The sequence below is a fragment of the Dyella sp. genome (assembly GCF_051954575.1).
Lineage (GTDB): Bacteria > Pseudomonadota > Gammaproteobacteria > Xanthomonadales > Rhodanobacteraceae > Dyella_B.
This window is the reverse complement of sequence record NZ_JBQCHP010000036.1, coordinates 1-14,323: the sequence shown is the minus strand read 5'-3', so window position 1 is coordinate 14,323 and position 14,323 is coordinate 1. Positions and strand designations below refer to the sequence as shown.

General features: G+C 63.3%; 10 protein-coding genes. 6 read left to right on the top strand and 4 right to left on the bottom strand.

Annotated features, from left to right (window positions below):
• Nucleotide 1 precedes the first annotated feature (1 nt).
• Complete coding sequence (gene hflD / locus ACTHNE_RS05410) at nucleotides 2-616, top strand: high frequency lysogenization protein HflD (protein WP_440268726.1); 615 nt, start codon at nucleotides 2-4, stop codon at nucleotides 614-616.
• A gap of 61 nt (nucleotides 617-677) precedes the next feature.
• On the opposite strand, the gene ACTHNE_RS05405 is transcribed toward hflD, so the two are convergent.
• Both ACTHNE_RS05405 and acnB read right to left on the bottom strand, forming a co-directional pair.
• Nucleotides 678-1,574 carry a LysR family transcriptional regulator gene (locus ACTHNE_RS05405; protein ID WP_440268721.1) on the bottom strand — a complete coding sequence of 299 codons (897 nt, stop codon included), beginning with the start codon at nucleotides 1,572-1,574 and terminating at the stop codon, nucleotides 678-680.
• Nucleotides 1,575-1,762: 188 nt separating this feature from the next.
• Nucleotides 1,763-4,354 (bottom strand): bifunctional aconitate hydratase 2/2-methylisocitrate dehydratase, encoded by a 2,592-nt coding sequence (gene acnB / locus ACTHNE_RS05400; protein WP_440268720.1) that lies wholly within the window; start codon nucleotides 4,352-4,354, stop codon nucleotides 1,763-1,765.
• 297 nt (nucleotides 4,355-4,651) lie between these two features.
• Here acnB and acnA point away from each other — a divergent pair, with 297 nt between their 5' ends.
• Nucleotides 4,652-7,402, top strand: coding sequence for an aconitate hydratase AcnA (gene acnA / locus ACTHNE_RS05395; protein WP_440268719.1), 2,751 nt, complete (start codon nucleotides 4,652-4,654; stop codon nucleotides 7,400-7,402).
• A gap of 64 nt (nucleotides 7,403-7,466) precedes the next feature.
• Here the strand turns inward: acnA and ACTHNE_RS05390 are convergent, their stop codons facing one another.
• Entirely contained in the window at nucleotides 7,467-7,901 is a 435-nt protein-coding gene (locus ACTHNE_RS05390) for a hypothetical protein (protein WP_440268718.1), read from the bottom strand.
• A 149-nt stretch (nucleotides 7,902-8,050) separates the two neighbouring features.
• Here ACTHNE_RS05390 and ACTHNE_RS05385 point away from each other — a divergent pair, with 149 nt between their 5' ends.
• Nucleotides 8,051-9,739: a long-chain-fatty-acid--CoA ligase gene (locus tag ACTHNE_RS05385; protein WP_440268717.1), complete on the top strand. Its 1,689-nt coding sequence runs from the start codon at nucleotides 8,051-8,053 to the stop codon at nucleotides 9,737-9,739.
• An 86-nt stretch (nucleotides 9,740-9,825) separates the two neighbouring features.
• Here ACTHNE_RS05385 and ACTHNE_RS05380 read toward each other — a convergent pair whose 3' ends face one another.
• Nucleotides 9,826-10,194, bottom strand: a complete 369-nt coding sequence (locus ACTHNE_RS05380; RefSeq protein ID WP_440268716.1) for a PilZ domain-containing protein — start codon at nucleotides 10,192-10,194, stop codon at nucleotides 9,826-9,828.
• A 785-nt stretch (nucleotides 10,195-10,979) separates the two neighbouring features.
• Between ACTHNE_RS05380 and ACTHNE_RS05375 the strand changes: the two genes are divergently transcribed.
• Genes ACTHNE_RS05375 through ACTHNE_RS05365 form a run of 3 tightly spaced genes read left to right on the top strand, consistent with a single transcriptional unit; the run spans nucleotide 10,980 to nucleotide 14,264 of the window.
• The gene (locus tag ACTHNE_RS05375) at nucleotides 10,980-11,912 is read left to right on the top strand and encodes a segregation and condensation protein A (RefSeq protein WP_440268715.1); all 933 of its coding nucleotides are present in this window, start codon (nucleotides 10,980-10,982) and stop codon (nucleotides 11,910-11,912) included.
• Between the two features lie 52 nt (nucleotides 11,913-11,964).
• Nucleotides 11,965-12,918, top strand: a complete 954-nt coding sequence (scpB, locus tag ACTHNE_RS05370; protein ID WP_440268714.1) for an SMC-Scp complex subunit ScpB — start codon at nucleotides 11,965-11,967, stop codon at nucleotides 12,916-12,918.
• Nucleotides 12,915-14,264, top strand: a complete 1,350-nt coding sequence (locus ACTHNE_RS05365; RefSeq protein ID WP_440268713.1) for a pseudouridine synthase — start codon at nucleotides 12,915-12,917, stop codon at nucleotides 14,262-14,264. Before scpB ends, ACTHNE_RS05365 begins: the two co-directional genes overlap by 4 nt.
• Nucleotides 14,265-14,323: the final 59 nt, after the last annotated feature.

Genomic DNA, 14,323 nt, shown 5'->3' with positions numbered 1-14,323 from the left:
CATCAACGAGGAACGGGTGCTGGCGCTGGCCGGATTGTTCCAGGCATCCGCCCTGGCCCATCAGCTCGCCAACGAGGGACGTTGCGACGATCTCTCCTTCGACGCCAGCCTGGCCAGCGTGTTTCGCATCGACGCGCCGTCGGTGGTTGGGGTGTACGGCAACGTATCGGGCATCCGTCTTGGATTGCGCACGCTGATCGGGCAACTGGACGAAAACAGTCGCGACATGGCGATCACCCGCATGGTGGTCACCGTGATGCGCCTGGAACGCAGCCTGGCACACCGCAAGGACCTGCTCGATCAACTGCAGCAAGGCATCGTGTCCACCAAGCGCCAGGTGGACCATTTCGGGCTCAATTCGCCGCAGGTCTTCAGCCGTTTGGCCGAGTTGTACGCCACCACGCTGTCGACGCTACGGCCGCGCGTGATGGTTACCGGCAATCCGCAATGGCTGCAGCAGCCGGCCTTGGTCGAACGTGTGCGCGCCAGCCTGCTGGCGGCGGTGCGTTCGGCAGTGCTGTGGCGGCAGATCGGTGGCCGGCAATACCAGCTGCTGCTGCATCGGCGGCAATGCACCATGTTGGCGCGTGGACTGCTTACCGGCACCACCCTGTAGATTGGGGTGCAAACCCCAACCTCGGTATGCATGGGGAAAATGTTGGGGTTTGCATCCCAACCTATGCTTCGATCAGCTGCAATCCAGGCCGTTGCTTCGCCAGTTTGCGCAACAGATCGGCAAAGGCTTGCAGATCGCTGTGCCAGGGCGAGGCTTCGCGCCAGTACAGCGCAATCTCCCGCCCCGGCGCTTCGCCCTTGATCTTGGCGAGCACGATATCCGGCATCGACGCCAGCCGGTCGTGCGCAAGCGCCGGCACCAGCGCGTGGCCGCCGCGCAGTGTCACCAGTGCGGCGAGGCTTTCCAGGCTGACGTCCTGCACGTAGCCCTCGCCATCGGCATGGCTTTCGGCCATCAGGATCGCCTGGCCGGCGTCGAGCTGATCCATCGAAATGCTGCGCTTTCCCGCCAAGGCATGATCGGCGCGCAGCAGCACTTCCCACGGTTCGAAGAACAGCGGGCACATCACGATGCCGCTCAATGACGATGCCGGCGGCGCCAGCACGGCATCGAGCTCGCCTTCATGCAATCGGCGCAGCAAACCACGCGGCTTGCCTTCCGACAGGCTCAGGCGCGCACCGGGAAAATGCTGCGGAAAAGGTTCGATCAGATGCGGAAGCAGGTACGGCCCCAAGGTAGCCAGCACGCCTAGCCGCAATTCGCCACCGAACGCCTTTTCACCGGCGCGTGCTGCTTGCTGCAGGTGATCGGCAGCCAGCAATACCGCATCGATCTGCTCCAGCAGGCGCTGCCCACCCGCCGTCGGCACCACTTTTCGACCGCCGCGCTCGAACAGAGGCGCACCTAAAGCCTGCTCCACTTTCTGCACCTGATGCGAGAGGCCGGATGCGCTGATGTGCATGGCGCGCGCGGCGCTGTTGAAGCTGCCATGGCGGTGCACGGCTTGCACCAGGATCAGGTCGCGCAAGGAGACGGCGGAGAGGTAGGAGGAGATCATCGCGCAAGCATAAACGACGAAGCCCGGCATACGCCGGGCTTCCTACTCCCTCCCCTGCATGCAGGGGAGGGTCGGGGTGGGGTTGCATGAGCTTGCGGTGTTGCCGGAACTCACCGCGGGATGGCTTCACCCCACCAACCCTCCCCTACTACACGTTGGAGGGAGACGATCACGGAACGTATCCGCACTCAGGCTTCAACCGAATCGGCCACTTCCTTGAAATCAGCGATCTGATCGAAGTTCATGTAGCGATAGATCTTCTCGCCGTTCGCGTTGATCACGCCGATGTCGGCCATGTATTCCTGCTTGCTCGGAATACGGCCCAGGCGCGAGCAGATCGCGGCCAGTTCCGCCGAGCCCAGGTACACGTTGGTGTTCTTGCCCAGGCGGTTGGGGAAGTTGCGCGTGGAGGTGGAGAACACCGTGGCGCCTTCGCGCGCCTGCGCCTGGTTGCCCATGCACAACGAGCAGCCCGGCATTTCCATGCGCGCGCCAGCCGTGCCGAGCACGCCGTAGTGGCCTTCCTCGGTGAGCTGCTGCTGGTCCATCTTGGTCGGCGGCGCCACCCACAGGCGGGTGGGAATGTCGCGCTTGCCTTCCAGCAGTTTCGACGCCGCACGGAAGTGGCCGATGTTGGTCATGCACGAACCGATGAACACTTCGTCGATCTTCGCACCAGCCACGTCGGACAGCGTCTTGACGTCGTCCGGATCGTTCGGGCACGCCACGATCGGCTCGTGCACGTCGGCCAGGTCGATCTCGATCACCGCTGCGTATTCGGCGTCCGCATCGCGATCGAGCAACTGCGGATTGGCCAGCCACGCTTCCATCGCCTTGATGCGGCGCTGCAGGCTGCGGGCATCCTGGTAGCCCTGCGCGATCATGTACTTCAACAAGGTGATGTTCGAGTTGAGGTACTCGATGATCGGTTCCTTATTGAGCTTCACCGTGCAGCCGGCGGCGGAACGCTCGGCCGACGCATCGGACAGCTCGAACGCCTGCTCCACCTTCAGGTTCGGCAAGCCTTCAATTTCCAGGATGCGACCGGAGAAGATGTTCTTCTTGCCCTGCTTGGCGACCGTGAGCAGACCCTGCTTGATGGCATAGAGCGGAATTGCGTTGACCAGGTCGCGCAGCGTCACGCCCGGCTGCAGTTCGCCCTTGAAGCGCACCAGCACCGATTCGGGCATGTCCAGCGGCATTACGCCGGTGGCGGCGGCGAAGGCCACCAGACCGGAACCGGCCGGGAAGGAAATGCCGATCGGGAAACGCGTGTGGCTGTCGCCGCCAGTGCCGACGGTGTCCGGCAGCAGCATGCGATTGAGCCAGGAATGAATCACACCATCGCCCGGACGCAGGCTGATGCCGCCGCGGGTGGAAATAAAGGCCGGCAGTTCGTGGTGCGTCTTGACGTCGACCGGCTTGGGATAAGCCGCCGTGTGGCAGAACGACTGCATCACCAGATCCGCGGAAAAGCCCAGGCAAGCCAGATCCTTCAGCTCGTCGCGCGTCATGGGACCTGTGGTGTCCTGTGAACCCACCGAGGTCATCTTCGGCTCGCAATAGGTGCCCGGACGCACGCCCTTGCCTTCCGGCAAACCGCAAGCGCGGCCGACCATCTTCTGCGCCAGCGTGTAGCCCTTGCCGGTATCGGCCGGATTCTGCGGCAGACGGAACAGCGTGGACGGTGCCAGGCCCAATGCCTCGCGCGCCTTGGCGGTAAGGCCGCGGCCGATGATCAGCGGAATGCGGCCACCGGCGCGCACTTCGTCGAACAGCACGTCGGACTTCACCTGGAACTCGGCGATCACCTGGCCGTTCTTCAGTGCCTTGCCTTCATACGGGCGTAGCTCGACCACGTCACCCATCTCCATGCCGGAGACGTCCAGTTCGATCGGCAGCGCGCCGGCATCTTCCATCGTGTTGTAGAAGATCGGCGCGATCTTGCTGCCCAGGCACACGCCGCCGAAGCGCTTGTTGGGGATGAAGGGAATATCTTCGCCGGTCCACCACAGCACCGAGTTGGTGGCGGACTTGCGGCTGGAGCCGGTACCGACCACGTCGCCGACGTAGGCGACAAGATGGCCCTTTTCTTTCAGATCCTGGATCAACTGGATCGGGCCGCGCTTGCCGTCCTCTTCCGGCTGGAACGGTGCACCGTCGCGCTTGTTCTTCAGCATCGCCAGCGCGTGCAGCGGGATGTCCGGGCGCGTAGTGGCGTCGGGCGCGGGCGAGAGATCGTCGGTGTTGGTTTCGCCCGGCACCTTGAACACGGTGATGGTGAGGCTTTCCGGCACGGCTGGACGGCTGGTGAACCATTCGGCATCGGCCCAGCTCTGCAGCACGCCCTTGGCGTTGGCGTTGCCCTTGTCGGCCTTCTCTTTCACGTCGTGGAAGGCGTCGAACATCAGTAGCGTCTTCTTCAGCGCTTCGGCCGCGATGCCGCCGACCTGCGCATCATCCAGCAGCTCGATCAACGGATGGATGTTGTAGCCGCCGAGCATGGTGCCGAGCAGTTCCGTCGCCTTCTCGCGACTGATCAGCGCGCACTGCTCGCTGCCGAACGCCACCGCGGCGAGGTAGGACGCCTTGACCTTGGCCGCATCGTCCACGCCGGCCGGCACGCGGTGGGCGATCAGGTCGACCAGGAAGGATTCCTCGCCTGCGGGCGGATTCTTCAAGAGCTCGATCAGCTCGGCGGTCTGCTGGGCCGACAGCGGCAGCGCGGGAATACCCAGCGCGGCGCGCTCGGCGACATGTTGGCGATAGGCGTTGAGCATGCGATCGGATCCTTGGGGAAAGAGGGTGCCTTGAACCCTCCCCAGCAGGGGAGCGGCAGCAAAGAAGCGCATATTTTGCCAGCCGTCCCCAAACCCCAGCAACGACAAGCTGTTTCCGGCTGCGTTCGAAATCCTGCAACCTCGCGGCAACTTGCGCGCTCGCCGATTTGGCCCAAACTGCGCGGCATCCCCCGGACGGAACGCGACCCTTTTTGCAATTCCCCTAACGCGCGCTGCTCTAGCATTTCCCTTTACGCCGCGCGCGCCCGCCGTCTTCAAGCAACAGGAGCTATCCCCATGCTGGACTCATTCGCCACCCGCGATACCCTCAAGGTCAACGGCAGCTCGTACCAGATCGCCAGCCTCGCCAAGTTCGGCCGGCAGTTCGATCTGAAACATCTGCCCTATTCGATGAAGATCCTGCTGGAGAACCTGTTGCGCCACGAGGACGGCGTCAACGTCACCAAGAAGGAAATCGAAGCGGTCGCCAAGTGGGATCCCAAGGCCGAACCGGATACCGAAATTTCCTTCATGCCCGCGCGCGTGGTGCTGCAGGACTTCACCGGCGTGCCCTGTGTGGTGGACCTGGCTGCGATGCGCGATGCGGTGGTGAAGCTGGGCGGCGACGCCAACCAGATCAATCCGCTGGCGCCGGCCGAACTGGTGATCGATCACTCGGTGCAGGTCGACGTCTTCGGTTCGCCTGCAGCGCTGGACAAGAACGTGGAGATCGAGTTCGAGCGCAATCACGAGCGCTACTCGTTCCTGCGTTGGGGCCAGAAGGCGTTCAACAATTTCAAGGTGGTGCCGCCGCGCACCGGCATCGTGCACCAGGTGAACCTGGAGCATCTCGCACGCGTGGTGTTCACCGGCAAGAAGGACGGCGCCGATTGGGCCTACCCCGATACCGTGTTCGGTACTGATTCGCACACCACCATGGTCAATGGCCTGGGCGTACTGGGTTGGGGTGTAGGCGGCATCGAAGCGGAGGCGGCGATGCTCGGACAACCGTCGTCGATGCTGATACCGCAAGTGGTGGGCTTCAAGCTCAGCGGCAAGCTTTCCGAAGGCGTCACCGCCACCGACCTGGTGCTCACCGTCACGCAGATGCTGCGCAAGCTCGGCGTGGTGGGCAAGTTCGTGGAATTCTTCGGCGATGGTTTGAAACATCTGCCGCTGGCCGACCGCGCCACCATCGGCAACATGGCGCCGGAATATGGCGCGACCTGCGGCATCTTCCCGATCGACCAGGAAGCGCTGAACTATCTGCGCTTGTCCGGCCGCAGCGAAGACCAGATCGAGCTGGTGAAAAGCTACGCGCAGGCGCAAGGCTTGTGGCACGACGAACACACGCCGCACGCGCAATTCTCCGCCACGCTGGAACTCAACCTCGCCGACGTAAAGCCATCGCTGGCCGGCCCGAAGCGTCCGCAGGATCGCGTGCTGCTCGAAGATGTCAAGAAGAGCTATCACGACAGCCTCGCCGCACTCACCGTCAACCGCAAGAACGGCAGCGAAGCACGTGCCGAAGCGCGCCTTGCCGGCGAAGGTGGCGGCACTGCGGTAGGCCACGACGCCAGCGCGCTGGCGCTAGGTCCGCATGTATCGATGAATGGCCAGGATTTCCACTTGCAGGACGGCGCGGTGGTGATCGCGGCAATCACGTCATGCACCAATACTTCCAACCCGGCGGTGATGCTCGGCGCCGGCCTGGTCGCCAAGAAAGCGGCCGAGAAAGGCCTCAAGGCCAAGCCGTGGGTGAAGACCTCGCTCGCGCCCGGCTCGCTGGTGGTCACCGATTACCTGGAAAAAACCGGCTTGCTGAAGGAGCTGGAGAAAGTCGGCTTCTACCTGGTCGGCTACGGCTGCACCACCTGCATCGGCAACTCCGGACCGCTGCCGCAGGAAATCAGCAAGGGCATCGGCGATGGCGACCTGGCGGTCGCGTCGGTGCTGTCCGGCAATCGCAACTTCGAAGGCCGCGTGCATCCGGAAGTGAAGATGAACTACCTCGCTTCGCCGCCGCTGGTGGTGGCGTATGCGCTGGCCGGTTCGCTGGACGTGAATCTCGCCACCGATCCGCTCGGCACCGGCAGCGATGGCAAGCCGGTGTATCTGAAAGACATATGGCCGAGCAACAAGGAAATTTCCGATGTCATGGCCGGCGCGGTCAGCCCCGATATGTTCACCAAGAACTACGCCGACGTGTTCAAGGGCGACAGCCGCTGGAACAGCATCGCCTCGCCGGAAGGCGCGGTATACCGGTGGGCCGATTCCACCTACATCAAAAATCCGCCCTACTTCGAAGGCATGACGATGGAGACGGGCCGGATCGAGGACATCCACGGTGCGCGCGTGCTGGGCCTGTTCGGCGATTCGATCACCACCGACCACATCTCGCCCGCCGGTTCCATCAAGAAGGACAGCCCGGCCGGCCGCTTCCTCATTTCCAAGGGCGTGGAGCCGAAGGATTTCAATTCCTACGGTTCGCGCCGCGGCAACGACGACGTGATGGTGCGCGGCACCTTCGCCAACATCCGCATCAAGAACCTGATGCTCGATGGCGTGGAAGGCGGCTACACGCTGTATGTGCCGAGCGGCGAGCAAATGTCCATCTACGACGCGGCAATGAAATACAAGGCCGACAAGACGCCGCTGATCGTGATCGCCGGCAAGGAATACGGTACCGGTTCCTCGCGCGATTGGGCGGCCAAGGGCACCTTGCTGCTGGGCGTAAAGGCAGTGATCGCCGAAAGCTTCGAGCGCATCCATCGCTCCAACCTGGTCGGCATGGGCGTGCTGCCACTGCAATTCAAGGATGGCGAGAACGCCAAGTCACTCGGCCTCAGCGGCAAGGAAACGTTCGAGATCACCGGCCTGACGGATGGCGAAGCGAAGCAGGCCAAGGTGGTGGCCAAGAGCGAGCAAGGCGAGAAGACCTTTACCGTGAAAGTGCTGCTGCTTACGCCGAAAGAGCGCGAGTTCTTCCGGCATGGCGGGATTCTGCAATACGTGCTGCGCCAGTTGGCCAGTAAGAAAGCCGCCTGACCTCAATGCAACCCCAACACCGCCATGTCGATCGGCATGGCGGTTGTGGGGTTTGCACCCCAACCTAAAGTTGCTGCGTCCACGTCGCGTTGTAGCAGCGCCACTCGCGCCCTTCCCTGCGCCACGCGGTTTCCACCTTGTAGACGCCCAATTCCGAAGGGAACAGCTTTCCGCCACTGGTCAGCGTGATGGTAAAGCTGGCCACGTAGCGCTCACCGCGTGGCTGCACATCCACCGGCCCCACCACGGCATGCAAGGTTTCGCCGCGGAATTTCGCCGCCCGCAGCAGGTTGGCGATGTCCTGGCGGGTCATCGTGCCGCTGTTGCCGTCGAAATCGTCGGCCAGCACGGCGGCCGCCGCGGCTGCATCGACCTGCTCGGTGGCCTGGACGGTCTTGTCGATGGCCTGGCGAATCAGCACTTCGTCCGGCGCGCGATGGCACCCGGCCAGCGCCACCAGCGGCAAGACCAGCAACGAAAAACGGTACAGATAGTTCATGGTCGGCATCCGGCTGCTTTTTCGCATGGAAACGCGCTGCGACGCGGCTTGCCGCTGTACGCCAGCGTATGCTCCAATGCTTCGCCCGCATGATGCCCGATGCATGCGGTCGCCACCAACGGTATGTCATCAGGAGCTTGGGATCGAACATGAGTAATCAGCGTCCGTGGCTGGACCACTATCCGGATGGCGTACCCGCAGAGATCGACATCAACCAATACGCCTCGGTGGTGGCCGTATTGGAAGAAGCCTTTGCGCTCTATCGCGAGCGCGACGCGTTCTCCAGCTTCGGCAAGCGCATCACCTACGGCGAAGTCGACGCGCTGAGCCGGCAATTCGCAGCCTACCTCACCGGCGAACTGAAACTCACCCCGGGCGACCGCGTGGCGATCATGCTGCCGAACGTGCTGCAGTATCCGATCGCACTGTTCGGCGCGCTGCGCGCCGGCATGGTGGTGGTGAACACCAATCCGATGTACACGGCGCGCGAACTCAAGCACCAGCTGGAAGACGCCGGCGCCGTGGCGATCGTGGTGCTGGACAACTTCGCGGCCACCTTGCAGCAGGTCGTAGCCCAAACGCAGGTCAAGCACATCGTCACCACCGGCCTGGGCGACCTGCTCGGCCTCAAGGGCGTGGCGATCAACTTCGTGCTCAAGCACGTGAAGAAGATGGTGCCACCCTACTCGCTGCCGCAGGCGACACGCTTCAAGGATGCGCTGGCTGCCGGCGCGAAGCACGCGGTGCCGAAGCCTTCCATCACGCACGACGACATCGCCTTCCTGCAATACACCGGCGGCACCACCGGCGTGGCCAAGGGCGCCATGCTCACCCACGGCAACATGGTGGCGAACATGCTGCAGGCCGGTGCGTGGATCGGCGCGAACCTGAAGAAAGAACGCGAGATCGTCATTACCGCGCTGCCGCTGTATCACATCTTTTCGTTGACGGCGAACGGCCTGGTGTTCCTGCGCCTGGGCGGCTTGAACATCCTCATCACCAATCCGCGCGACATGCCGGCCTTCGTGAAAGAGCTGCGCAATTCGCACTTTTCGGTGATTACCGGCGTCAACACCTTGTTCAACGGGCTGCTCAATACGCCCGGCTTCGAGAGCGTGGATTTCTCCAACCTGCATCTGAGCCTGGGCGGCGGCATGGCGGTGCAACGCGCCGTGGCCGAACGCTGGAAAAAGGTCACCGGCTGCACGCTGGCCGAAGCGTATGGCTTGACCGAAACCTCTCCCGCCGCCTGCATCAATCCGCTGGATCTTAAGGAATACAACGGCTCGATCGGCCTGCCGATCTCCTCCACCGACGTGGCGATCTGGTCCGAAGACAACCAGCCGCTGCCGATCGGCGAAGTGGGCGAGCTGATGGTGCACGGCCCGCAGGTGATGAAGGGCTATTGGAAGCGCCCGGACGAAACGGCCAAGGTGCTGACCGACGACGGTTGGCTGCACACCGGCGACATAGCCAAGATGGATGCGAACGGCTACGTGTACATCGTCGATCGCAAGAAGGACATGATCCTGGTGTCGGGCTTCAACGTGTATCCGAACGAGATCGAGGATACGGTGATGAAGCATCCAGGCGTGGCCGAAGTCGCCGCCATCGGCGTGCCGGACGAACACTCCGGCGAAGCGGTGAAGCTGTTCGTGGTGCGCAAGGACCCGAACCTCACGGCGGATCAGCTCAAGGAGTTCTGCCGCGAGAACTTCACCGGCTACAAGCGGCCGAAAACGATCGAGTTCCGCGACGCCCTGCCCAAGAGCAACGTGGGCAAGATCCTGCGGCGCGAGTTGCGCGATGAGAAGAAGCAGCCGGCGGTAGCGGGGTGATGGGTAGAGCGGGAATCGTAAATGGTAGAGAGCAGTCACCTGCGAGCTTGCGTCGTACTGCTCTTACGATTCACGATTCACGCGTGCTACGCGTCATGCCACATCTCCAGAATGTCCGCATAGCCGCCCAGCAAGTTCCATAGCGGCACCTGCTTGTCTTCCGGAATGCGCGTATAGGCAAAGCCGATGTGGCGCTCCGACACACGCGCCACCTTCGCTTCCAGGTGGATGTGCAGATCGTCGCCGAAGATCATGTCCAGCACCCAGCTCTCGCCAGCACTGCCGAACCACTCGTTCGGGCGCAGCACCAGGGCGCCGGTCGCGGAGATATCGATCAGGTCGGTCGGATGCGATTCCTCGCCGTGACTCATCAGAACCGTGGTCTTGATGCGCATGCGCGCCGGACGCAGATGGTCCTTGGAACCGTCCATGGCGTCGTCACGTTTTGTATTCATGTTTCTTAGCTCCCTACCCGCCCTACACCGTTGACGCGCTGCCAGATCCGACCTGCGTGGCGATGGAACCGCGCTGTGGGGAGCGGCTTGGCCACCGTCGCACCAGCGTATTCCTGCCGGCGTCTCCCGGATGTGCGATATGATGAAGCAAGCCACATGCCACTGCTACAACTGCGTTTCACGGCTCGATAAATGTGTCTGTTCCCGCGCTGCATCTGCCCAGACAGCGGACCGAAAGGGTCACATGCTGCCGCAACGCGAACAATGGCGAATCAGGCCAGTTTTCGGTGCTTGGCGACGCTTTTTCCGCCCGCGCTGCGACACCTGAGATTTTCTTGACAACCCCATCCGGCGGCTGAAGCCTCGGCTGGACATGCCGCAGCAGTGCCGTTAATCTGTAACCCGCGCGTGGAGCCATGCATGGACGGGCGCCGGGAACCCCGGTTGGAATGGCCTTCACCCGATGTACTCAGCCGACCTTTTTACGAATCGCGGGCAACGCCAGCGGCGTCACGCCGGTTCTTGCCTGATCGTATCTTTACCGACCCGGCGCCCGACGACCGCCAGCCTGACACGAAGCCACATCGTGTGGATTCATCAGGACCAGCTATCGCGGGAAACCGCACGCTCGGTTGAGCATCGTGCAGATTGGCTTTATCGGAATGGCCTCAAGCAACCAGGCATTCCAGGCATGAACCCTTGTTCTATGCGTATTGGATAAGGGTTCTGAGTCGTCAACAGAACGAACGCCGGCCCACTTGAGGGCGGGCCAATGACATGCATTGATGAGCACTGAGCCAACCGAGTCTCAGCCAATAGAAGCAACGCAAAATGCGTTCGCCGGGGTACCGCAGCAGCAGGAAATGCCGCTGGCGGTCGTGCGTGGCGAACCGATTCTGCAGATGCCGCAGGACCTGTACATCCCGCCGGACGCGCTGGAAGTTTTCCTGGAAGCGTTCGAAGGACCGCTGGACCTGCTGCTGTACCTGATTCGCCGGCAGAACCTGGACATTCTCGATATCCCGATCGCCGAGATCACCCGGCAGTACATGGAATACATCGAGATGATGCGCGACGTGATGCGCCTGGAGCTGGCCGCCGAGTACCTGTTGATGGCGGCGATCCTGGCCGAGATCAAATCGCGGCTGCTGCTGCCGCGCCCGCCCGCGGAAGAAGGCGTGGAGGAAGATCCGCGCGCCGAGCTGGTGCGACGCCTGCAGGAGTACGAACGATTCAAGAAGGCGGCCGAGGACATCGAAGGCCTGCCCCGCCTGGAACGCGACACCGTAGTGGCGCAGGCCGATACGGGCGAGCGTAACGTGGTCAAGCTGCCGCCGCCGCTGGATCTGAAAGAAATGCTGCTGGCCCTGAAGGACGTGCTGCACCGGGCCGAACTGTTTGGGCATCACGCCATCAAGCGCGAGGCGCTGAGTGTGCGCCAGCGCATGGGCGAGCTGCTCAGCCGGCTCGACAGCGCCCAGTTCCACCGTTTCGAGTCGCTGTTCGATCCAACCGAAGGACGGCTGGGCGTGGTGGTCACCTTCCTGGCCATGCTGGAGCTGGCCAAGGAATTCCTGATCAGCATCGTGCAGGAAGAACCGTTGGCGCCGATCTACGTGAAGGCCAACGCAGCCCCCGGCGGCGAAGCCGCCGTGGTGGAGGACATCGGCGGCGACGATGTGTTCGAACAACCCACCACCGCCTCCGGCGGCGAATGACGCGCAGCCCTCAAGAGAAACGCAACCGCTATGGATATCCGATCCTAAGGCCATGCAGATCGAGCAACTCAAACCGATTATCGAAGCCGCCCTGATGGCCGCCAGCCAACCGTTGAGCGTCGCGCAACTGGGCGAGCTGTTCGTGGAGGAAGACGAGGTCGACCGCGCCCAGATCGCCATGGCGCTGGAGCAATTGGCCGAGGATTGCCAGGGCCGCGGCGTGGAACTGAAGGAAGTCGCCTCCGGTTTTCGCTACCAGGTGCGCCAGGACGTGCACCCCTGGGTTTCGCGCATGTGGACGGAAAAGCCTAGCCGCTATTCGCGCGCCCTGCTCGAAACGCTGGCGCTGATCGCCTACCGCCAGCCGATTACCCGTCCCGAAATCGAGCAGATCCGTGGCGTAGTGGTGTCCTCCAACATCATCAAGACGCTGGAAGAGCGCGAGTGGATCCGCGTTGTCGGCCACCGCGACGTGCCCGGCAAGCCCGCGCTGTTCGGTACCACCCGCGCCTTCCTCGATTACTTCAATCTCAAATCGCTGGACGAGCTGCCGCCGCTGTCGGAAATCCGCGACATGGAAGATCCACAGCTGCGATTGGATGACGACTCCTTCCCGCCCCGGCCGGTACGCGATCTGCCGATCGATCCGGACGCCGAGGCCGAAGAAGCCGAGCACGAAGCACCAGCGCAGAAAGCATCCGCTGCAGAACAAACAACCAGCACCGAGCACCACGAAACGCACACCGACGATCCACTCGCCCATGCAGAACACGGCGAACCGCACGCTGACGATGAACCCGTCGCACACACCGAAACACCGGACGAAGGCGAAGACCATTCCGAGCCGACGCCCCCACCGCAACACACCGCACCTGAACACGACGAGCCCACCCACGAAGTGAGCGCCATCGTCGAAACCCATCCCGCCACTGCCGACGAGGCAGCGAACCCCGCGGATGCCGATCACGGCACCGCCGAGCAAGACACCGAGGAGTACCGCGCATGAACGCGCCGCAAAAATCCGTATTGAGCCTGAAGCGCGCCGCACCGGCCGAAAACACCCCGCAGATCGAGGAGCGCCTGCACAAGGTGCTCGCCAACGCCGGACTCGGCTCGCGCCGCATGCTGGAGCAACGTATCCAGGCCGGTGAGGTCGAAGTCAACGGCAGCGCCGCCGCCATTGGCGCCAGCGTCCGCGCCGGCGATCGCGTGGTAATCGACGGCAAGCAGTTCGTGGTCGCCACCGACAACCGCGACGATGCCGAAGTACTGGTCTACCACAAGCCCGAAGGCGTGGTGACCACGCGCGAAGATCCCGAAGGCCGCCCCACCGTGTTTGAGCAATTGCCGCGGCTGAAAGGCGCGCGCTGGGTCGCGGTGGGCCGCCTGGACATCAATACCACCGGCCTCTTGCTGCTCACCACCGACGGCGACCTGGCCAACGCGCTGATGCATCCGCGCAACGGCCTGGAGCGCGAATACCTGTGCCGCGTGCACGGCGAAGTGCCCGACGAAATCATCGAGAAACTCAAGGCCGGCGTGGAACTGGAAGACGGCCCTGCTCGCTTCGACGAAATCGCCATCATCAGCCGTGGCGGCAGCCATAGTTGGTTCCGCGTGGTGATCCGCGAAGGCCGCAACCGCGAAGTGCGCCGATTGTGGGATTCGCAAGGCTTCCTGGTCAGCCGCTTGAAGCGCATCCGCTACGGCGGCATCGAATTGCCGCGCATGCTGCGCCGTGGCGATTGCGAAACGCTCAACGAAGAAACCGTCAAGGAGCTGCGCAAGAATGCCGGCCTTGGCGCGCCGCAACCGGTGCTGACGCTGAGCCCGGTACTGCATCAGCGCCGCGCGCCGCGCAACGTCGTGGAATATCGTCCGGAAAAAGGCGGCACCGCCGCATGGAGCGGCGGCTATCACGACGAAGCGCGCGAATTGCGCGCGTTCGACCGCATCCGCGAAGACCAGCCCGCGCGCGGCAAGCAGCGTCGCCGCGCCAATCCCAATCGCGAAGTGAACGGTAACGTGGCAGCGCCCGAGCGCCAGCAGAAGAAGGTTTACAAAAAGAAGCGCGGCATTGGTCCGGGGCAGGAGCTGCCGCCAGCACGCACCTGGTTCGCCGGCGAAACCCGCGAGGGCGGACGCGCGCAAGGCGGCGGCCAGGCCCAAGGCAAGCGTCGCGGCGGCGGTGGTGGCGGCGGTGCCAATCCGTATGGCGGCTTCAACGCCGGCGGCAACGGCAACCGCAACAACCGCGGCGGCAATCGCCCCGGCGGTCCCGGTGGCCGTCCGCAGCGTGGCAATCGCCCGCATGGACAAGGTGGCGGCGGCAATCGCGGCGGCAATCGCTGAGTCGTCGCGTGATCCGCATCTATCACAACAGCCGCTGCTCGAAATCGCGCAGCGCGCTC

Coding starts and splice junctions, on each gene's coding strand:
- ACTHNE_RS05365 (WP_440268713.1), top strand. CDS start 12,915: ATGAACGCGCCGCAAAAATCCGTATTGAGCCTGAAGCGCGCCGCACCG.
- scpB (WP_440268714.1), top strand. CDS start 11,965: ATGCAGATCGAGCAACTCAAACCGATTATCGAAGCCGCCCTGATGGCC.
- acnA (WP_440268719.1), top strand. CDS start 4,652: ATGCTGGACTCATTCGCCACCCGCGATACCCTCAAGGTCAACGGCAGC.
- acnB (WP_440268720.1), bottom strand. CDS start 4,354: ATGCTCAACGCCTATCGCCAACATGTCGCCGAGCGCGCCGCGCTGGGT.
- ACTHNE_RS05385 (WP_440268717.1), top strand. CDS start 8,051: ATGAGTAATCAGCGTCCGTGGCTGGACCACTATCCGGATGGCGTACCC.
- ACTHNE_RS05375 (WP_440268715.1), top strand. CDS start 10,980: ATGAGCACTGAGCCAACCGAGTCTCAGCCAATAGAAGCAACGCAAAAT.
- ACTHNE_RS05380 (WP_440268716.1), bottom strand. CDS start 10,194: ATGAATACAAAACGTGACGACGCCATGGACGGTTCCAAGGACCATCTG.
- ACTHNE_RS05390 (WP_440268718.1), bottom strand. CDS start 7,901: ATGAACTATCTGTACCGTTTTTCGTTGCTGGTCTTGCCGCTGGTGGCG.
- ACTHNE_RS05405 (WP_440268721.1), bottom strand. CDS start 1,574: ATGATCTCCTCCTACCTCTCCGCCGTCTCCTTGCGCGACCTGATCCTG.